At 59.3% G+C, this 19,145-nt stretch carries 17 protein-coding genes and 1 pseudogene; 8 read left to right on the forward strand and 10 right to left on the reverse strand.

The genetic code is table 11. The features are described from left to right. Positions 1 to 424: 424 nt before the first annotated feature. Positions 425 to 1,891 (reverse strand): CoA-acylating methylmalonate-semialdehyde dehydrogenase, encoded by a 1,467-nt coding sequence (gene mmsA / locus ACZ51H_RS08485; protein WP_464801541.1) that lies wholly within the window; start codon positions 1,889 to 1,891, stop codon positions 425 to 427. Between the two features lie 641 nt (positions 1,892 to 2,532). After that, positions 2,533 to 3,741: a 3,4-dihydroxy-2-butanone-4-phosphate synthase gene (gene ribB / locus ACZ51H_RS08490; RefSeq protein ID WP_464801542.1), complete on the reverse strand. Its 1,209-nt coding sequence runs from the start codon at positions 3,739 to 3,741 to the stop codon at positions 2,533 to 2,535. Between the two features lie 370 nt (positions 3,742 to 4,111). Between ribB and ACZ51H_RS08495 the strand changes: the two genes are divergently transcribed. After that, complete coding sequence (locus ACZ51H_RS08495) at positions 4,112 to 4,738, forward strand: TetR/AcrR family transcriptional regulator (RefSeq protein WP_464801543.1); 627 nt, start codon at positions 4,112 to 4,114, stop codon at positions 4,736 to 4,738. Between the two features lie 75 nt (positions 4,739 to 4,813). On the opposite strand, the gene ACZ51H_RS08500 is transcribed toward ACZ51H_RS08495, so the two are convergent. The 3 genes from ACZ51H_RS08500 to ACZ51H_RS08510 are packed head-to-tail and all read right to left on the reverse strand — an operon-like array spanning position 4,814 to position 7,064. Continuing rightward, positions 4,814 to 6,241 (reverse strand): aldehyde dehydrogenase family protein, encoded by a 1,428-nt coding sequence (locus ACZ51H_RS08500; protein ID WP_464802874.1) that lies wholly within the window; start codon positions 6,239 to 6,241, stop codon positions 4,814 to 4,816. Positions 6,242 to 6,268: 27 nt separating this feature from the next. Then, the gene (locus ACZ51H_RS08505) at positions 6,269 to 6,772 is read right to left on the reverse strand and encodes a flavin reductase family protein (protein ID WP_464801544.1); all 504 of its coding nucleotides are present in this window, start codon (positions 6,770 to 6,772) and stop codon (positions 6,269 to 6,271) included. Positions 6,773 to 6,776: 4 nt separating this feature from the next. Further along, positions 6,777 to 7,064, reverse strand: coding sequence for a hypothetical protein (locus tag ACZ51H_RS08510; protein ID WP_464801545.1), 288 nt, complete (start codon positions 7,062 to 7,064; stop codon positions 6,777 to 6,779). Positions 7,065 to 7,301: 237 nt separating this feature from the next. Between ACZ51H_RS08510 and ACZ51H_RS08515 the strand changes: the two genes are divergently transcribed. Then, positions 7,302 to 7,622, forward strand: a complete 321-nt coding sequence (locus tag ACZ51H_RS08515) for a carboxymuconolactone decarboxylase family protein (RefSeq protein ID WP_464801546.1) — start codon at positions 7,302 to 7,304, stop codon at positions 7,620 to 7,622. Positions 7,623 to 7,682: 60 nt separating this feature from the next. Here the strand turns inward: ACZ51H_RS08515 and ACZ51H_RS08520 are convergent. Continuing rightward, positions 7,683 to 8,604, reverse strand: a pseudogene (locus ACZ51H_RS08520) (IS5 family transposase). A 265-nt stretch (positions 8,605 to 8,869) separates the two neighbouring features. Here ACZ51H_RS08520 and ACZ51H_RS08525 point away from each other — a divergent pair. The 6 genes from ACZ51H_RS08525 (at position 8,870) to ACZ51H_RS08550 (ending at position 15,229) form a co-directional block, all read left to right on the forward strand. Next, positions 8,870 to 11,035 carry a TonB-dependent receptor gene (locus ACZ51H_RS08525; RefSeq protein WP_464801547.1) on the forward strand — a complete coding sequence of 722 codons (2,166 nt, stop codon included), beginning with the start codon at positions 8,870 to 8,872 and terminating at the stop codon, positions 11,033 to 11,035. A 244-nt stretch (positions 11,036 to 11,279) separates the two neighbouring features. After that, on the forward strand, positions 11,280 to 12,449 hold the full coding sequence (locus ACZ51H_RS08530; protein WP_464801548.1) for an LLM class flavin-dependent oxidoreductase: 1,170 nt from the start codon (positions 11,280 to 11,282) through the stop codon (positions 12,447 to 12,449). Between the two features lie 62 nt (positions 12,450 to 12,511). Continuing rightward, the gene (locus ACZ51H_RS08535) at positions 12,512 to 12,907 is read left to right on the forward strand and encodes a RidA family protein (protein ID WP_464801549.1); all 396 of its coding nucleotides are present in this window, start codon (positions 12,512 to 12,514) and stop codon (positions 12,905 to 12,907) included. Beyond that, complete coding sequence (locus tag ACZ51H_RS08540; protein WP_464801550.1) at positions 12,907 to 13,755, forward strand: amidohydrolase family protein; 849 nt, start codon at positions 12,907 to 12,909, stop codon at positions 13,753 to 13,755. The genes ACZ51H_RS08535 and ACZ51H_RS08540 overlap by 1 nt, the downstream gene beginning before the upstream one ends. Beyond that, entirely contained in the window at positions 13,752 to 14,141 is a 390-nt protein-coding gene (locus tag ACZ51H_RS08545) for a RidA family protein (RefSeq protein ID WP_464801551.1), read from the forward strand. The genes ACZ51H_RS08540 and ACZ51H_RS08545 overlap by 4 nt, the downstream gene beginning before the upstream one ends. Positions 14,142 to 14,164: 23 nt before the next feature. Further along, entirely contained in the window at positions 14,165 to 15,229 is a 1,065-nt protein-coding gene (locus ACZ51H_RS08550) for a CobW family GTP-binding protein (protein WP_464801552.1), read from the forward strand. Between the two features lie 43 nt (positions 15,230 to 15,272). On the opposite strand, the gene ACZ51H_RS08555 is transcribed toward ACZ51H_RS08550, so the two are convergent. The 4 genes from ACZ51H_RS08555 to ACZ51H_RS08570 are packed head-to-tail and all read right to left on the reverse strand — an operon-like array spanning position 15,273 to position 19,140. Then, a complete protein-coding gene (locus tag ACZ51H_RS08555; protein WP_464801553.1) occupies positions 15,273 to 16,034 on the reverse strand; it encodes a crotonase/enoyl-CoA hydratase family protein in 762 nt (253 codons plus the stop codon). Then, the gene (locus ACZ51H_RS08560) at positions 16,031 to 16,786 is read right to left on the reverse strand and encodes an SDR family NAD(P)-dependent oxidoreductase (protein WP_464801554.1); all 756 of its coding nucleotides are present in this window, start codon (positions 16,784 to 16,786) and stop codon (positions 16,031 to 16,033) included. Before ACZ51H_RS08560 ends, ACZ51H_RS08555 begins: the two co-directional genes overlap by 4 nt. A gap of 12 nt (positions 16,787 to 16,798) precedes the next feature. After that, positions 16,799 to 17,965, reverse strand: coding sequence for a thiolase family protein (locus ACZ51H_RS08565; protein WP_464801555.1), 1,167 nt, complete (start codon positions 17,963 to 17,965; stop codon positions 16,799 to 16,801). Then, entirely contained in the window at positions 17,962 to 19,140 is a 1,179-nt protein-coding gene (locus tag ACZ51H_RS08570) for an acyl-CoA dehydrogenase family protein (RefSeq protein ID WP_464801556.1), read from the reverse strand. Before ACZ51H_RS08570 ends, ACZ51H_RS08565 begins: the two co-directional genes overlap by 4 nt. Positions 19,141 to 19,145 lie beyond the last annotated feature (5 nt).

Raw genomic sequence — 19,145 nt, forward strand, 5'->3', positions numbered from 1 at the left:
ATTGGCCGATTCCAGCATGTCGGCTTATCGGCGTGGGCCTCAATAAAGCTGCCACTCCTGTGGCCGCGTTCATGTAGGTCTTGCTGTCCTTGGGTTTCACCCCGTCGGTGGCAACGATCAGGGTAATGACGTTGTTACGGATTTCGGGATCCCTTGCGACGCGGCCGGTCGCTGTGGTGATCAGTCAGAAAATGCGCGCGTTAGGCGCATGTCAGCACGGCATGGAAATCTGCGATCGCGCCACCGATTCGATAAATCGACAGCCGATTCCCTGCCGGACTGGTTGCACTACAACCTTTACGACAAGCCCAAATCCGTGGGCATGACGCTGAAAAAACTGGTGCCTTTTCCCGGAAGCATTTAGCCTCGAACTATAGCGATACTGAGCGCGGAGGCAGAGTGCCTGCCGCGCTCGGCCTCCTCCTTACCAGCGGCTAACGACGACTTTATGATCTGTATAGAAGAGCAGATAGCCGTCACCTAGCACATGGACGTCACCGAAAAAGGACGTTCCCATGCCACCCATCTGAAAATTCATCGGCGGAGCGGGGAAGGTATTCACGCCGATATTCCCGGCATTGACCGCTATCTCGAACGCGCGAGCGCTCGACCCGTTCGTCGTATAAATCGCCGCCGCATTGCCAAATTCGGTGTCATTGGCGATTGCGACTGCTTCATCTAAGGAAGCGACTTTGTGCACCACCAGAAAGGGTGCGAACACTTCCTGACAATCGATCGGGTCCTTGGGGCTGAGGCCGGTGATGATGGTCGGGCCAACAAAATAACCGTCAGCGGTTTCCTCGCCGCCCTGCACTTCATGGCTGCGGCCATCCAGCGCTATCGTCGCGCCACTTTCCGCTGCGCGGGCGATCGCATTTTCGATCCGCGCCTTGGCCGCCGCCGACACCAGCGGCCCCATGGTCGCATCCGGGTTGCGGCCACTGCCCAGAACATAGCTATGCGACTTCGCTACCAGCTTTTCGAGGAAGCGGTCATAGACTTCCCCGACCACGATGCAGCGGCTTGCGGCGAGGCAGCGCTGCCCCGCCATGCCGAAGGCTGCATCGGCAATCCCCTCCGCCGCGCGGTCGAGATCGGCGTCGGCCAGCACGACGTAGGGATTTTTGCCCCCACCATTGGCCTGCACGCGTTTGCCGTGGGCTGTGCCGTTGGCGTATATTGCTTGCGCCACCGGGGTCGAGGTGATGCAGGACACTGCCTTGACGTTAGGATGGGACACCAGTTGCTCACCCAGTTCGACACTGCCATGCACGATATTGAGCACGCCGTCCGGAACGCCCGCCTCCCGGAAAAGCTCAAACAGCCGGTTGGTGACCAGCGGCGTCTGCTCCGAAGGCTTCAGCACCAGCGTATTACCGCACACAATTGCCCAGGCCGCGAACATCGACGGGTTCATCACTGGAAAGTTGAAGGGCGTCACCGCAACACACACACCGAGCGGAATACGCACGCGGCGCGCATCCAGATTGGGCGCCACATTGCCCGACTGGCTATGATAAGCGATCGGCGCCCCTGCCGCTCCGGAAATCGCTTCGGCGGCGCGGGCGATTTCGCCCCGTGCCTCCATCATAGTCTTGCCATTGTCGAGACTGAGCAGCGTAGCCAGTTCCTCCAGATTCGCGTCGACCAGAGCGCGCATCTTCAGGACGATTTCAGCCCGGCGGCTAATCGATAGCGCGGACCAGGCCGGGAAGGCAGCAACGGCAGCGGCCACCGCGGCGTCGCCCTGCGCCAACGACGCTTCCTTCATCTCCGCGATCTGACGTCCGGTAGCGGGATCGTAAACTGCGATTGCGTTGGGGCCTTGTCCATCCTGCCACTCTGCGCCAATCAGATGCTGCGTTGCGGCCGGGCCAATTTTTCCATCCATAGAGCCAATTCCTGTAAAACGAGATGAGATGCGATAACCAGCCCTGAAGGGGGGGGGTGGTTCTTTATGGTATTTATATATACCTGATGGTATCATTGGGTATGACCGCCCGCTTATCGAGTCAAGTCGAAAACTTTCCGCGGCCCTTTTCGTCAACATCACCTGTTCGTCCCGAGCGAAATCAAAACCCGCAAGCTTCTAATTATCGGCCATCATTTTCATTCTGATGATAGCGAGATGCGGCGGCAATGTGGCCTCACAGGATACTGGCGCCAACATCTTCAGCGGTCATGGGCTTCGCTCCACCATAAAGGACATTATGCGCCGTCCGGTCGCAACGGTACGAGCTAGGGTGAAACCAGTTCCGCCTATGCCCTTCAACATTTAGGTCATCCTGACGCTGTGGCGTGAAGGTCCGAGCGCAAACCCAGCGCTGTGACATGGGTGTCGACCATCTCCTTCCGCTAAGCGAGATCGGATTTCTGCGTGGACATGGTCGCTCAAAGAGAGACGCATTGTTCACCTCGGTCGACCGTCCGATAGGCGTCGAAAAGGGCCTCAAACGCTGCCTCCAGACAGCCGGCGGGCCTTCTCCTCGCCGATCCAGGAGGAAGTGCCGGCCTCCGATGCTGTTTGTATCATCAGTCCAGCGGTCGCTTACCTACAATTGACAGGCCATAACCTTCCAGTGCGACAGGAGTTTGTGCCGAATTAGTCAGCAATTCCATTTCACGCACACCAAGTTCACTTAAGACCTGCGCCCCGAAACCATAGTCGCGTAATTCTGCCATTCCGGCCGGATTGGGACGTCCGGCATAAGCATCGATCAAGGCCGTCACCGCATCCGATGAAGATTGTCCGATGAGGACGATGACTCCCGCACCTTCCCGCGCGACGATCTCGATCGACCGTTTCAACTGCTTGCCATTGCGCCGGTCCTCCGACCCGAAGGCATCGGCAATGACATCCAGAGCGTGCATCCTGACCAGCGTCGGCTTCGTGCCGTCGAGCTTGCCCATCACCATGGCAACGGCGGTTGCGCCCGTGACCTTGTTGGCAAATCCCTGCGCTTCCCACTGGCCACCCCATTTGCTCGACAACAGGGCCACGCCGCATTTCTCGATCATATGATCATGGCGGCAACGATAGGCGATCAGATCGCGGATGGTGCCGATTTTGAGACCATGCTCCTTTGCAAAGCGTTTCAGTTCCGGCAGGCGCGCCATCGTGCCATCCGGGCTCATGATCTCGCAGATCATGCCCGACGGGTTCAGCCCGGCAAGGCGCGCAATATCGACAGCGGCTTCGGTGTGACCGGCCCGCACCAGCACGCCGCCCCGACGGGCTCGCAGAGGGAAGACGTGCCCGGGACTGACCAGCGACTCCGCACTGGTGCAATTGATCGCAACGGAAATGGTGCGGGCGCGATCAATCGCGGAAATGCCCGTATCCACGCCATCGCGCGCTTCGATCGATACGGTGAAGGCGGTTCCGAGCGGGGTACCATTTTGCAGTGCCATCGGTTGCAACCCAATCTGGTCGCAACGCTCCGCGCTGAGCGCGAGGCAAATCAGACCGCGCCCATGTATGGCCATGAAATTCACGGCATCCGGCGTGACCATCTGCCCCGGAAGGATGAGGTCGCCCTCATTCTCACGTTCCTCATCATCGACTAGGATGAACATGCGGCCGTTGGCCGCATCGTCCAATATCTCCTCAATGCTGGAGAGCGGCGCGCCCGACGGCTCCTCCGTTACCCCTGCCCCGCCAGCGTCATTGTCGTTGACGAGCATTGTATCGACTGGAGCGGCGCAGGCCATGCCGCCGAATTTGTCTTCCATCTTTTCCATCTTGCTCTCCCGTTCCAGGAGGACTCAGTGACGCCATCGTTCGGCGGAGTTCCCAATTTAGGTACCGATGATGCACTACCTTTTGGTATTTGTAAATACCGATAGATTTCCTTATCTACCGTCTTCTCCGGCAGAGTTCATGAAATGAGCATTCCGAAATGAGGGCGAAATCTGACCGAAATGACCGAAAAAGTGACGACAGGTTTTTGATCAACGAGTTAGAAATGATCAGTCCGGTCAACAAATCAATCATCCTAGGGTGGATTTTCAGACGTCTCGGTATATATAACTACCTTAGCTATGGACAAATTCCTACGCTCAAGGCTAATGCCACGACAATTCGGATGGCTGAATGGACGGGGGGTTTCACATGGTAATGAAAGATGAAGTCTGGGAATTCAAGCGCGCACGCATTCTGGACGAAGCCGTCCCGCTTTTTGCCGAATTCGGCTTTCAGGGCGTCAGCATCGACAAGATCGCCAAACAGTTGAAAGTCACCAAGCCCTTCATTTATACCTATTTCAAGAACAAGGATGCACTGCTGGAGGAAATCTTCGAGCGGGCGGCCGAGAACCTCCTGACAGGCGCAAACGCCGCTTTTTCAAGCGAAGCCCCCCCCGAAGATCGGCTGAAAGCCTTTGTCGAATATTATGTGATTGAAAATATCCAACGGACCGACATCACCGCCATTTTCCTCAATGAGGAAAAGAATCTGTCCGAAGAATCTCAGAAAAGATTGCGCATGAGGCACCATGAATTCGACAAGCGGCTAGCGCAGTTGATCGAGGATGGCATCAAGTCGGGCGTGTTCGAGGCGGAAGATCCGATGCTCGCCTCTTTAGCGATCAGCGGCATGGTGCGGTGGATTCATCGCTGGTACAGACCTGACGGGCGCCTTTCCGCCGATCAGATTGCAGCAAAAATGACAGCCTTCGCGCTCAGCGTAGTGTCCTATACGCCCAAAGCCAAAAGGAAGCCGGTGCGCAAGATAGCATGACCGCCAGGTCGCCCGACTTATTCCGTAAAAAAGCGCCCGGCTCAAAGAGCGGGCACTTTTTTACGCCTGCCGGACTTACTCGGCGCCAGCCACACCGATTACCGCCTTATATTCCAGGAAGTCATCAAAGGCATATTTGCCCCATTCGCGCCCGTTGCCTGACTGCTTAAATCCGCCAAAGGGCGCCTTGAAGTCGTAGTCGGCGCCATTCAGCATGATCTGGCCTGCCCGCAGACGCGCGGCCACCGCCTGCGCCTCTTCCGGCTCGCCCTGAACATAACCCGCAAGGCCATAAGGCGTGTCGTTGGCGATGCGGATCGCCTGCTCCACATCCTCATAGCCCAGGATCACCAGCACCGGGCCGAATATCTCCTCCCGCGCGATGGTCATGTCGTTGGTGACGTCGGCAAAGACCGTCGGCTTGACATAATAGCCGGTTTCCAGTCCTTCCGGCTTACCCGGCCCCCCTGCAACCAACGTGGCTCCCTCAGCCATGCCCACCTTGATCAGCTTCTGAATCTTCGTCCATTGCAGTTCGGACACGACCGGCCCCATTTTGGCATTGCTCTGCGGCGGGCCGGGCTGCTGTTCGTCGGCAGCGGTGCGGGCGAGGCGCTTGACCTCCTCCATCTGCGCTGCGGGGACAAGCATCCGGCTCGGCGCGTTGCAATTCTGTCCGCTGTTCATCATCATCGTCGCCACGCCTTCGCCCACCGCCTTGGCAAGATCGGCGGACGGCAAGACGATATTGGCGGATTTGCCGCCCAACTCCTGACAAACGCGCTTGACCGTCGGCGCGGCGGCGCGGGCTATTTCCACACCGGCGCGGGTCGAGCCAGTGAAAGAAACCAGATCGACCTCGGGATGCTCGCTCATACGGGCGCCGACGCCGGGGCCGTCACCATGGACGAGGTTGAAGACGCCGGGCGGGACGCCGGCTTCATCCATGATCTCCGCCAGGATCGTCGCCGAAAAGGGCGAGACTTCGGAGGGCTTCAGCAGCATGGTGCAACCCGTGGCCAGAGCGGGTGCGACTTTCGCGGCCACTTGATTGATCGGCCAGTTCCACGGCGTGATCAGCGCGCACACGCCGATCGGTTCACGCACGATCCGCGTCGTGCCCTCCATACGGGAAAAGGCGAACGTCGCCATGACCTCGCGCGCATTCTGGAAGGCGATCAGACCCAACACCGCCTGCATCTGTTCTGAAAGCCAGGTCGGCGCGCCCATCTCGATGGTCATTACATGGGCTAAGTCGGCCATGCGAGCCTTGTAGAGAGCGATGATCCGGTCGAACAGGACCAGCCGTTCCTCAACCGACGTGCGGGAAAAGGTGTCGAAAGCTCGGCATGCCGCTCCGACGGCGCGATCAACATCCGCCACCGCACCAAGCGCTACCTGCCCGGCCGCCTCTTCCGTTGCGGGATCGATGACATCGATCACGCGCCCGCCCAGAGGATCAACCCATTGCCCATCAATATAGAATTTGAGGTTATGTCGCATGTTCATGTCTTTCCCATCCGTCCCTTGTCAGAGCGCCAACGGCGCGAACTGGCCATAACCGCTTCGAAAGAACAGCAATGGCGATGTGCCAGCGGTAACCTGCATCCGCTTCACCCGACCCAGAGCGATGAAATGATCGCCCGCCTCGATCACGTCATGGAGGTCGCAATCGATCCACGCCACGACATCGTCCAGCACGACCGATCCTTCCTCGGAAAGCCGATAGGGCACCGATTGGAACTTGTCCTCGCTCTTACTGGCCAGCGCCCGGCACAGATCCAGTTGATGCGCGCCGAGGATATTGACGCAGAACCGGCCAGCCGCCTGTATCTTCGGCCAACTGGTCGAATTGCGATCGGGAAAGAAACCAACCAGCGGCGGGTCCAGCGAAACCGAGGTGAAGGTGCCGACCACCATCGCGGCGGGCCGCCCCTCATGAGTCGCGGTAATAGCGCATACGCCGGTCGGATAATGGCCAAGCACCTTCCTGAAGGTGGCACCGTCTATCTCTGTCTGCAACGCCTGATCCATGGCCTCAGATATCCTCGATATGGGCGCGAATTGCTCCGCTGTCATCGACCCAGCCGGCGGAAGCGGCATAGTCGATCATCTTGCCAAGCCCAGCCGACCATTCTTCGTCCTGTCGGCCATTGGCCCTGATCCAGTCGGCATCGACCCACAGATGGTCGCCGTCCAGCCGGCCGACCTGCGCGAAGGCGTCGACACAGGCTTCACGCGGCGATGCGCAGACCAGCTTGAAGGCGCGAAAATTGTCAGCATCCTCCAGCGACGGGGGATTCGCAGAATCGATCCGAACGATCATGGCAGGCATCTCCATAAAAGAAATCATAATCAACAGAATAGCGACGATGATCGAAGTGATCGATTTCCAGATTAGCGACCGTCATCCGCCCGTCACATCCCACTTGCATTGTCGATATGATATAGGTACCATTGGGTATATCGGTCAACCATATAGTATATTTTCAGCCAACGAGTCTATAAACGGGCTCGTGGCGAGGATGCGGCAAGGGTGACCTTGTTTCAATGGAGAGCCATGATGAGCGGCGACCAAGCCATTTTCGCCTATCGCACTATCGCGCCCAAGCTGGCGGACCTTACCGAAGAGCTATTGTTCGGCGACATTTGGGCACGGGACGGCTTGTCCCCGCGCGACAGGAGCATCATCACGCTTTCGGCGCTGATCGCCCAATATCGGATCGAACAGATCGACTATCATCTAGGCAAGGCGCTCAACAATGGCGTGACGAAGGAAGAACTGGTCGAACTCATTACCCACGTCACCTTTTATTCGGGTTGGCCTGCGGGTATGAGCGCCATTGCCCTTGCTAATAAAGTCTTCGAGGAGAAAGGCCTGTGATCGGCAAGGGACTTTCTGCATAACGCCTGGTAGATAAAATCATATATCCACTTGAGCTTATTATGAGATCCGGACGGTATTTGGCGTTCCGATTTGTGAGAAACGATTGAGAATTGCGGCACGGACTTTTTAGCTCGGTGATCTGACGATCGAAGGTGCGGGCGACAACCCATTGGCCCAGGAGCTTGAAACAGTGCATTTTGGCCTCGGCCAGACTGCGGCGATGGTAGCCGCTCCATTTTTCCAGATGGCGCAACCCAGGCGTTTTGTCGCGCGCAGCGCTTCATTGCGGACATCGACGCCGGGGCCATCTTTCGTCCATGGTCGGCCGTTCCGGCAACCGCATCGGTCCCGCGTTCGGCAATGGCAGCATGGCACGCTCTGGTGTATTAAGCCCCATCTCCGCCGACGCTGATATCTGTTCGTCCTCTGGGATTTGCGCCAGGAGATCGGGCAGTGTCGGGGCACCGCCAATGGCATTGGTTGTGATCTCGATGGCCCGGATATCCAGCGTTCCTGCGTCGACCCCCAGATGCACCTTACGCCACTGGCGGCGATAAGATGCGTCATGGTTGCGCGTTTTCCACTCGCCTTCACCCATCATCTTGATGCCGGTGCTGTCAACCAGCCGATGCAGGCGGTCTGAGCTCGGCCGCTCGCCAAGCTTGATGATCAGGCTTTTCTGCCGTCGGCACAGCGTCGTATAATCCGGCACCGGCCAGTCCAGGCCCGCCCGCTTGATCAGGCTCGCCACCAACCCTGTCACTTGCCGCAGCAGAAGATGGAACAGCGCCTTCAACGTCAGACACAGCTCAATGGCGCTATCCGAAAAACGCTGCGGGCGACCAGGACGGCCACCCAGCTCCGATAGCCAATCCATCTCCGGATAAAACCATATCTCCAACGACCCACGCCGCTTCAGTGCAGCATTATATTCGGCCCAGTTCATCGTGCGATATTGAGCTGCAGCGGGTTTGGACATCACCCATCTCTATCCCGCTCGATTCGCTCGGGGAATGCCCAGGCTCAGTTTTGCAACAAAGCCATGGCCTGGAAACATGCCATTTTCCTGTTCTACACAATATACCATTGAGTATTGACAATATACCTTTAGTATTTCATAGATACCTTTCGGCCTTCCCGCCGCCGACTAGCGCCACCTCGGTAGAAGATCACGGCACGCCCAAGGATGGCATACAATGATTGGTTCAAAATCAATAAGGGGAGTTAGAATGATGAGGAAGCAATTGAAAAGTCATACAACATTTGTCGCCATGGCCAGCTGCGGAGCATCGACCCTGACCGCCGCGCTGCTGTGGTCAGGCACCGCCTTCGCCCAGATTGGCAACGAGGCAAGCGGCGAGGAACCAACCCCCACGGCTGCCGAAATCATCGTCACCGCCGAACGACGCGATGCCCGTGCGGTCGAGACTCCAATTTCGCTGACCGCGCTCTCTGCCGACCAACTTGCGTCCAAGGGCACCACCGCCGTCCTCGACCTCACCAAGGTCGTTCCCGGCCTTAAGCTCGACCAATATGGCCCAGGCGTCTTTCCTGCCATTCGCGGCATCACTACAGCGGTCAGCGGCGTGGGCGTCAGTTCCAACGTCGCCGTCTATATAGACGGCTTCTACCAGCCCACACCGACCTCGCTGAACTTCGAATTTGCCGATATTGACAATGTTCAGGTACTCAAAGGTCCACAGGGCACACTGTTCGGGCGCAATGCCACCGGCGGTGCGATGCTGCTGATTACCAAGGAGCCGACCGACCATGCCGAGGGGCAAGTGACAGTCGGCTATGGCACTTACGATGAAAAGGTCGCCAATGGCTATGTCGCCGGGCCGCTGGGCGATCGGCTGACCGCCAGCGTGTCGGCATCCTATCGGGATTCGGACGGCTATACGCGGAACATCGTCAACGGCCAGCGCGACGGCTTCTACACCGGATGGAACATCCGCACGAAGCTGAAGTTCCAGGCGACCGACTGGCTCATGCTGAAGCTTCAAGCCGAACACAGCTATATCAACGATCCGATGTCGATGGTCTATCGCGTCGAAGGTCCGAACGCCACGGCCGATTTCGTCCCCGGCACGATCGTGACGCGCGATTATCGTAAGACTTCCTCCGATCAGGCGACGGTGCTGAAGAAGAATATCGACAGCCTCTATTTCACCGCCAAGGCCGATTTGGGTTTTGCTACACTCACCTCTCTGACCGGCTATTCGGACCAGAAGGACGACAATATTTTCGATTTCGACGGATCGTCACTGGCCGAGGTCAATTTCCGCTATACTCAGCACATAAAGACGCTGACCCAGGAAGTCATTCTCGCTGGGGGAAGCGGACCGCTGGAATGGTCGCTGGGTGGATTCTACCTACATCAGAATGGCGAGATGCCGGATGAAGCGGTCAACGGATTCCATTACCAGTCGGCGCAGGTAAAGACCGACGCGATCGCGGGTTATGTCGACGGCACGTATAATATCGCGCCCAAACTCTATCTGACGGCCGGCGTGCGATACAGCCATGAAAAGAAGGAAATCTCTTTTCTCGACTATACCGGCTTTTCCGGTGGCAACGCCAAAAGCTGGGACAGCGTGACGCCGCGTGCCGTCATCCGCTATCAGATCGATCGCGACACCAGCACCTATGCCTCCTATTCCAAGGGCTTCGCGGCGGGCGTCTTTAGCGCCTTCTCCCCCACCAGCCCGCCGGCCAATCCAGAAAAGCTGGATGCCTATGAAGTAGGCTTCAAGCATTCGGCGCGCGGGCTGTCCTTCGATCTGGCCGGTTTCTACTATAAATATAGCGACATGCAGTTCGTACTCTACACCGTCGGTTCGGGCGGCGTCGTGTCCAATCTGTCCAATGTCGGCAAGGCGCAGATTTACGGCCTCGAAGCCTCACTCAACGCGCGGCTGAACGACGCCATCACGATCTTCGCAGGCGCGGCCTATACCCATTCGGAATATAAGGATTTCGATGGCGCGGTGCGTTACGAACCGCATGTCTGCGCGGCGCTGGACCAGAGTTGCATACCGGGCGGCTATAACACCGTGCCGGTCAATGCGTCGGGTAACCAGCTGATCCGTACCCCCAAGCTGACCGGCAATGCGGGAATGAACATCCGCCAGCCGGTGTTGGGGGGCTGGGTCGATCTGGGCGGCAATCTCTATTTCGTCACCAAATCCTATAATGATGCCGCCAATGAGCTGGAAATTGCGGGCCGCGTCACGCTGGATTTGAACATCAGTTGGACTTCCAACGATGAGAAATGGAAGCTCGCCGTCATCGGCAAGAATGTGACGGACAAGCATTTTATCAATTATTGGGATCCGTCGAACTCGGCGCTGCTGGTCAATGACGGCGCGCCGCGCACCGTGCGGGCGACGCTCACCCGCCGTTTCTGACAACGCCGGGCAAAAGCGCTCCCTCCTCGGGCGCCAATCCCCCAGGTGGGGGATTGGCGCCTTTTTTGCCCTACCAACCTTTGGCATTGCCTCAACATTGACAGACGAATCGACTTGACATGAAACCAATGGATATCTTACGCTACCCTATAGTAGATAGTTCTGTTGATCGACGATGACTGCTCATTCCGCGGCCAGAAAAACGAAGAGCAGCGCGCCAAATTGAGTGATGGAGACGACGCAAATGAGAGTGGATCTGCTTTACGCACTGACAAACCGTTCGGGCGACATGAGCTGGAACGAGGTTTTGCAGGCCACGCGAAAGCACGCCGTCATGGCCGACCAGCTCGGCTTCGACGGCATCTGGTTGGGCGAGCATCATTTCGATGCCGACGGCGTCGATGCCTGTGCCAATCCGATCATGCTGGCCGCTGACATCGCCGCCCGCACCGAGCGTCTGCGGCTGGGTCTGGCCGCCGTGCAACTGCCGCTTTGGAATCCGGTGCGATTGGCCGAAGACCTGTCACTGCTCGACCATTTCAGCGGCGGTCGCCTGGAGCCCGCCTTCGCCCGCGGCATCGTCGATTTCGAGGTAATGAACATCAACCCGAAGGCCGACCGCTGGAGCAAGGGGCCAGAGGATAGCGAGGCAATCTTCGAGGAGAATTTCCAGATCATGAAAGCTGCGATGACGATGAAGTCATTCAGCTACAAGAGCGACAGCCACACCTATCCCTACCCCCTCAAATATAAGCACGGCTTTGGAGGCGTGAAGGAATCGAACAATGTCGATCATGGCATCAACACCATGGACGAGGACGGCATGATGGCTGGCCTTGGCATCGTGCCGCAGCCGCTGCAAAAGCCGACCCCGCCCATGTATGTCGTGACCGAAAGTCCAGGAGGCTTCCAGGGGGCCGCCCGACGCGACATCGGCGCCATCACCTGGTACCCGACCGGCAAGGGTCTGCTGGAGTTGTTCAAAACCTATCAGGCGGAAGTCGCCCGGCAGCATAACCGGCAGTTGGCGCTGGGTGAGCGCTGCGCTGTGCTGCGCCTGGCCTATGTTGCCAAAACGGACGCGGAAGCGCGTGCAGCCACCGAGGAAGCAGTGGATGCCTTCGCCAAATTCGTGAACTATGTGCGTCGCGGCAACCCCTGGCTCGACATTGACGAAGACCCCAAGGATCCCCGTTTCGCGGATGTTCCGCTGTTCGACCTGCTGATGGAGCGTGACCATTTGATGATCGGTTCGCCCGACACGGTGCTGGAACGGATGACCCGCCTGTCGAAGAGCCACAATGTCCAGCACTGGCTGTTGCAGATGGGCTTCCCCGGCGTCACTGGCCCTGGCCTCGACGCGTCGCTGGACCTGTTCGGCAAGGAAGTCCTCCCACAGCTCAAGAGTTTGTGAGGGGCGCGCTTGCCGCCTGCCCTTCGATCGTGAAAAATCCCTCTCTATTGCCCGGAGTGAACATGACCCAGTTTCTAAACCCCCGCAACGCCCCCTTCCCCGAATATGGTCTCAATCCGGGTGCCGCGGCGAACGGCATGATCTTTGCCGGTGGCATGGCCTTCGACTTCGATACCATGGCTCGCCGCGCCGACGCGGACTCGATCGCGACCGAAACGCGCCTCTGCCTGGAGGAGATCGAGGAGATCATCGCCGAGGCGGGCTGCACCAAACGGGACATCGTCAAGGTGACGGCCTATCTGTCCGAAGACAGCTATCGCGGCGATTTCTGGGGTGCGTTCAAGGCATTTTTCGGCGACGGTCCCTATCCGGCGCGCTGCACTTTCGTCGTCGGCATCGCGGGTGGATGCCGGGTCGAACTGGACGCCGTGGCGGTCCAGCCGCAGGCAAGCCGCTAATGACCCTCCGGCCGTTCACGGACTGGCACACCCATATCTATCTGCCGGAACATTGCGGCCCCGTGTGGACCGATCGCGGGACCGAACTGGTCGGAAAACCCGCCTTCGGTGCCGCCGATCCGGCGGAACATGCGCGTACCATGGCAGAATCCGGCGTCGAACGCTTTGCCATCGTCGGATTGCAAATCGCGATCATGGGGATGCACATTCCCAATGATTTCATCGGCACCTATCTCCACGCGAACAAGGACCGGGCAATCGGCATCGGCAGCGTCGATCCGACCCGACCGGGTGCGGCCGAGGCGCTGAAAACCGCCGTGCGCGAATGGGGCCTGCATGGCGTGAAAATCTCGCCCCCCTATCAAGGCTGGCATCCCCATTCGGAGGAAGGCTATGCCATTTACCGGGCGGCGGCAGACCTTGGTATCTTCCTGATGTTCCATCAGGCGAGCGTCTTTTCGCCGATCGGCTTTCATGAATTCGCCAGCCCCAGCCTGATCGACAAGGTGGCGCGGGAGTTCCGCGAGACGAAGATATTGCTCGCGCATTTCGGCAAGCCGTGGATGAACGAAGTGGTCGAGTTGATGATGAAGAACCGCAATGTCTATGCGGATGTCTCGACTTTGCCGATCAAAGCCTGGCAGATGTATACGGGGCTTCGCCTCGCCATAGAGGGCCACGTGACTGACCGATTAGTTTTCGGTTCCGACTTCCCGTCCTTCAACCCGCGTCAGGCAGCCGAGGATTTCCTCGCCATCGCGGACCTCGCCATGCCGCTGCCCATTCCGCGCGAGGTTCTGGAAGATATTCTTTACAATCGACCCTTTGAAATGATGGTGCAATCATGATCAACTATATCAATCCGCCGGAACTTGGTGACTATAGCGGTTCGGGCCTGTCTTCGGGTACGGCGACTGACAAGTTCGTCTATGCCGCCGGACTGGCGCTCGACCAGAACACGATGAAGCGACGCGAGGATGCCCAATCCATTGCCGATGAAGTGCGGATATGCCTTGAAAATATTGGCATCATTCTGTCGCAGGAACGACTGACCCTGCGCGATGTCGTGAAGACGACCTGCTATATGCGCGACGAAGCCTATCGCGGCGAGTTTATCGAAGCCTATAAGGCGGGGTTTGATCCCGGTCCCTATCCGGCACGGTGCAGCTTTGTCCTGGGTTTGGCGTCGGACCTGCGCATCCAGATCGAGGCCGTCGCCGCCAAGAAGGCCTGAAAGGAAGAAGGGGATTCCGTCGGATGGTATGGGCACCGGAAAGTCATTTCGATCGGCACATGCCCTTCTCGCTGCTGACAGGATTTCTAGGCAGCGGCAAGACGACATTGCTCAACTGGCTGCTGCGTCATCCCTCGCTCAGCGATACGGCGGTGGCGATCAATGAGTTCGGCGCGATCCCCCTCGACCATCTATTCGTTGAATCCCCGGCGGACGACGTCATCGTGCTGGCCAATGGCTGCATGTGCTGCTTTGCGACAGACGATCTTGAAGCCTCGCTCGCCCGCATATTCTGGCGGAGCGATGCGGGCGAACTACCGTCCTTCAAGCGGTTGATCATCGAGACTTCGGGCCTAGCCGATCCTGAGTTCGTGCTGCAATCGATCCTCGACAGCCCTATCGGCGCGCGTTTCCTGTGGCTCGATCGGATCATCACGACCGTCGATGCGCTTCACGGCGCGCAGCAACTGGAGCAACATCCCGAAGCGCGGAAGCAGGCGCGGCTGGCGGACAAGATCATCATCACCAAGACCGATCTTGCCGACCCGGCGAATTTGGGCGCTTTGCACGACAGGTTGTCGTCGCTCAACGGGCCGGCGGAACAGTTGCTACGGCAGGATATCACGCTCGATATCGATCAGATATTCTCTCCGATCTTCCTCTATGAAAATGAGCAGGCCTCGATGATTGGGGAATGGGTGAAGCGGGACAGCCGTTTGTCGGGTCACTCGCAGGCGGACCATGATCACAGCCATCATCATGCGCCAATCGCCGTTTCCACGACATTGACCGCCGATGCGCCGATCAACTGGCGGGAGTTTCACCTCTGGCTGGTACGCGAGCAGCGGAAATTCGGGGACCGGCTGCTGCGCGTCAAAGGCATTGTCAATGCTTTTGGCAGCGTTGAACCGGTGGTGGTGCATGCGGTGCAATCCACCCTGCATGTTCCAGTTTCGCTCAAGGCTTGGCCCGACGCCGACCGCCGCAGCCGTATCGTGTTCATCTTCACGGGCGATTTTTCGGAGGAATTGCAGGAAAGTTGGGAATTGTTCCTGCGGACATCGGCGCCGGTCGTCGCGATTACCTAAAACCGTCATCCCGCTTTCGTGGGAATGACGGTTAAATATAGGATTATCGGTCTTGCCAGACCGGCGCCCGCTTCTCCGCGAAAGCCACTGCGCCTTCCTGCGCATCGGTCGACTGGATCACCGGAGCCGTTATCAAATTCTGCCGCGCAAAAAGTTCATCCCTCGGCCAATCCTGCGATTCCTGCATCACACGCTTGCTCGCCGCCAAGGCCAGCGGCGCATTAGCCGCAATCTCGGCGGCCAGCCGCTTCGCCTCCTGCAAAACCGCACCGGGGGCCGTCAGCCGGTTGATCAGGCCAAACTGCGCCAGAGCGGGCGCCTCCATCATCTCGCCCGTCAGCACCAGTTGCAGCGCAATACGATAGGGCAATTGTCGCGGCAACCGCACCAGCCCGCCTGCATTGGCGACAAGCCCTCGCTTCACCTCCGGCAAGCCGAAGCGCGCTTCTTCCGATGCCACGATCAAATCGCAGGCCAGCGCGATTTCAAAGCCCCCGGCCAAGGCGAAACCCTCGACCGCAGCGATGATCGGCTTGACCGTCCGCGTTTCGGTGATACCCGCGAACCCCCTGCCCTCTACCTTGACCTTCTCACCTTTCAGAAAAGCCTTGAGATCCATGCCCGCGCAAAAATAGCCGTCCGCGCCTGTAATGATCCCGACCCGGATAGCGTTATCCTGGTCGATCTCGGCCAGCGCATCGGCCAAGCCTTCTGCGACCTTCTGATTGACGCTGTTGCGCGCTTCGGGCCGGTTGATCGTGATCGTGGCGATGCCGTCCGCCCGTTCGAAAAGGATTTGGCTCATCGCGGGGTCATTCGGATGGCACCATCGATGCGGATCGTTTCCCCGTTCATCATTGGGTTTTCGAGCAGATGCGCGGCCAGTTGCGCATATTCGGACGGTTTGCCCAAACGCGGAGGATTGGGCACCGCAGCGGCCAGCGCCGCCTTGATCTCCGGCTTGATCTTATCAAGGATCGGCGTATCGAAAGTGCCCGGCGCGATGGTGCAGACCCGGATCAAGCGGCTCGCCAAATCGCGCGCCGCCACGATGGTCATGCCGACAATGCCCGCCTTGGCCGAAGCATAGGGAATCTGCCCGATCTGCCCCTCAAAGGCGGCGACGGAAGCGGTGAGGATGATCGCCCCGCGCTCGCCGTCGATCGGCTCGTTGCGGGCCATGCGCTCGGCGGCCAGACGCAGCACATTAAAGCTGCCGATCAGGTTGGTGCGGACGATCAGGTCATAATGGACCAGCGATCCGGCATTACCCTCCTTGTCGAGAATCCGCATCGCGCCGCCCCGGCCCGCGCAATGAACCACGGCGCGCAACGTCCCCAGTTGGTCGGCCGCGTCGAAGGCCGCGCGCATCTGCTGCGGATCGGTGACATCGGCGGGCACGAAGATCGCATCGCCCTCCAGCCCTTCCACCCCGGCGGTTTCCGGCAGGTCGACGACAACCACCTTCGCGCCGCGCTTCAGCAACAATTCCGCCGTTGCGCGCCCAAGGCCAGACGATCCGCCCGTGACGACAGCTGAAATTCCGTTGATATCCATTATGTTAGTCCTTCAAAGCCGTTCGATGATCGTTGCGTTGGCCATGCCGCCCGCTTCGCACATGGTCTGAAGCCCATAGCGGCCGCCGCTCCGTTCGAGCGCATTGAGCATGGTCGTCATCAGCCGTGCCCCCGATGCGCCCAGCGGATGCCCCAGCGCGATCGCGCCGCCGCAAGGATTGAGCCGTACCGGATCGGCGTCCAGTTCCTTCGCCCAGGCTAGAGGCACCGGGGCAAAGGCTTCATTCACCTCATAATGGCTGATCGCATCGAGCGAGAGGCCGCTTTTTTGGAGGATACGACGTGTCGCCGGGATCGGCGCGGTCAGCATGAACAGCGGATCGTCACCGATCACATCGAAGGCGACGAAGCGCGCCCTTGGCTTCAGGCCCCATTGGCGGGCGACCGGTTCGGCCATGATCAGCAGGGCTGCGGCACCATCCGCAAATTGCGACGAATTGCCCGCTGTGATGCTCCAATCGAGACCAGGAAAACGCGCATTCATCTCGTCGGACGGAAAAGATGGACGAAGCACGGAAAGCGCCTCCACCGTCGTACCGGCGCGGATGGTTTCGTCGTTGCCGACAAGAGTTTGCGGCGTTTCCACCGGCACGATCTCCGCCTCGAATTGGGCTTCGGCCGCCCGGCGGTGAGACAGGGCCGAATAGGCGTCGAGATCGGCGCGGCTGAGGCCCCAGCGCTGCGCGATCAACTCCGCCGCCACCCCCTGAGACACCAGACCCGGCGCGAAGCGAGCCTGAAGGCCCGGTCCGTAAATATCCGCGCCCATTCGCGCCGTTCCCATGGGTACGCGGCTCATGGATTCCAGGCCGCCGGCGATGACGATATCATATTGACCGGCCATGATGCCCTGTGCCGCAAAATGGATAGCCTGCTGGCTCGATCCGCATTTGCGGTCGATGGTCGTCGCGGGGACGTGGATCGGAAATCCGGCGGAAAGCGCAGCCATGCGGCCGGGCGTATTCGACTGCTCGCTCGCCTGCGACACGCAGCCGATCAGGATATCGTCGATCTGCGCGGGATCGAACCGATTGCGATCCACCAACTGACGCAAAATACCCGCCAGAAGATCGACGGCATGGACCTCGGACAGCGCGCCACCCGCTTTGCCGCGCCCCATGGGCGTGCGGACAGCATCTACAATGACGGCTTCGATCATGATTTTTCCCCTTCGCGCAGGATGCCCCGCGCGATAATTTTCTTCTGAATTTCCGAAGCGCCCTCATAGATGCGCATCGGGCGCAGTTCGCGATAGAGCCGCTCGACAATGCAGTCCCGGCTGACACCGGCGGCGCCGAACAACTGAACGGCGGTATCGACCACGCGCTGGGCCGCTTCGGTCGCGACCAGCTTGGCCAGCGCCGCCTCGGTCGAATAGCGGTCGCTGACCACATCGCCCGTCCAGGCGGCGCGATAGACGGCCATCGAGCCCGTTTCGACATCCGCCAGCATATCCGCCAGACAGGCTTGTACCCCGTCCAGTTCCGCCATGCGCCCGCCGAAAATGTCACGCGTCTTTGTGCGGGTCACTGTTTCCGCGAACGCCCGCTTGGCAAGGCCGACCGCCGCCGCGCCCACCGAGGGCCGAAAAACGTCAAAACCCGCCATGGCGGCCCGCATCCCGTCGCCCAGTTCGCCGATCATATGGCTCGCGGGCACGCGCACATGGTCGAAACGCACCTTCGCCAGCGGGCAATGATCGATCATCTGCACATCCGAACCAGCCATGACGCCGGGTAGGCTGGCATCGACCAGAAAGGCGGAAATCGACCGCTTTTCGCCCGCATCCCCGGATCGGGCAAGGACCAGATAATGATCGGCAAACCCCCCATTGGCGATCCAGACCTTTTCGCCATGGATCACAAAGCTATCGCCATCCCGGATCGCTGTCGTCGTCAGCGATGCAACATCGGAGGCGCCCTGCATTTCGCTGACGGCAATCGCGCCGATGGTTTCGCCGCGCCGGGCGCGGTCGATATAACTGTCCCGGAGCGCCGCGCTACCGAAACGGAACAACGGCGACAGCCCCATGCCCTGAATCACGAAAAGCGAAGCGGCCAGATTGCTCTCATAGGCCAGCCCTTCCCGCACGACGCAGATGGCGCGCAAATCGAACCGCGCCTTTCCGTCGCCATCGATGGCAGGCAGGACATGATCGAGCAGCCCCGTCCCCGCAAGACGGGCGACGATGTCGCGGCAATGGCCCGCAAAATCATCTTGTCCGTCCTGCTGGAGCAAGGCACGATTGGCCTCGCACCATGAAGCGACCTGGGCAGCGAGGTGCCGATGCCGTTCCTCCAGAAACGGCAGTTCAGCCAATTGCCATGTGGTCATTTCGG

Source organism: Sphingobium sp. TomMM15 (assembly GCF_055397045.1).

Excerpts from the sequence above, each read along its gene's own strand:
- mmsA (WP_464801541.1), bottom strand. The coding sequence starts at position 1,891 with ATGGATGGAAAAATTGGCCCGGCCGCAACGCAGCATCTGATTGGCGCA.
- ribB (WP_464801542.1), bottom strand. The coding sequence starts at position 3,741 with ATGGAAAAGATGGAAGACAAATTCGGCGGCATGGCCTGCGCCGCTCCA.
- ACZ51H_RS08495 (WP_464801543.1), top strand. The coding sequence starts at position 4,112 with ATGGTAATGAAAGATGAAGTCTGGGAATTCAAGCGCGCACGCATTCTG.
- ACZ51H_RS08500 (WP_464802874.1), bottom strand. The coding sequence starts at position 6,241 with ATGCGACATAACCTCAAATTCTATATTGATGGGCAATGGGTTGATCCT.
- ACZ51H_RS08505 (WP_464801544.1), bottom strand. The coding sequence starts at position 6,772 with ATGGATCAGGCGTTGCAGACAGAGATAGACGGTGCCACCTTCAGGAAG.
- ACZ51H_RS08510 (WP_464801545.1), bottom strand. The coding sequence starts at position 7,064 with ATGATCGTTCGGATCGATTCTGCGAATCCCCCGTCGCTGGAGGATGCT.
- ACZ51H_RS08515 (WP_464801546.1), top strand. The coding sequence starts at position 7,302 with ATGAGCGGCGACCAAGCCATTTTCGCCTATCGCACTATCGCGCCCAAG.
- ACZ51H_RS08530 (WP_464801548.1), top strand. The coding sequence starts at position 11,280 with ATGAGAGTGGATCTGCTTTACGCACTGACAAACCGTTCGGGCGACATG.
- ACZ51H_RS08535 (WP_464801549.1), top strand. The coding sequence starts at position 12,512 with ATGACCCAGTTTCTAAACCCCCGCAACGCCCCCTTCCCCGAATATGGT.
- ACZ51H_RS08540 (WP_464801550.1), top strand. The coding sequence starts at position 12,907 with ATGACCCTCCGGCCGTTCACGGACTGGCACACCCATATCTATCTGCCG.
- ACZ51H_RS08545 (WP_464801551.1), top strand. The coding sequence starts at position 13,752 with ATGATCAACTATATCAATCCGCCGGAACTTGGTGACTATAGCGGTTCG.
- ACZ51H_RS08550 (WP_464801552.1), top strand. The coding sequence starts at position 14,165 with ATGGTATGGGCACCGGAAAGTCATTTCGATCGGCACATGCCCTTCTCG.
- ACZ51H_RS08555 (WP_464801553.1), bottom strand. The coding sequence starts at position 16,034 with ATGAGCCAAATCCTTTTCGAACGGGCGGACGGCATCGCCACGATCACG.
- ACZ51H_RS08560 (WP_464801554.1), bottom strand. The coding sequence starts at position 16,786 with ATGGATATCAACGGAATTTCAGCTGTCGTCACGGGCGGATCGTCTGGC.
- ACZ51H_RS08565 (WP_464801555.1), bottom strand. The coding sequence starts at position 17,965 with ATGATCGAAGCCGTCATTGTAGATGCTGTCCGCACGCCCATGGGGCGC.
- ACZ51H_RS08570 (WP_464801556.1), bottom strand. The coding sequence starts at position 19,140 with ATGACCACATGGCAATTGGCTGAACTGCCGTTTCTGGAGGAACGGCAT.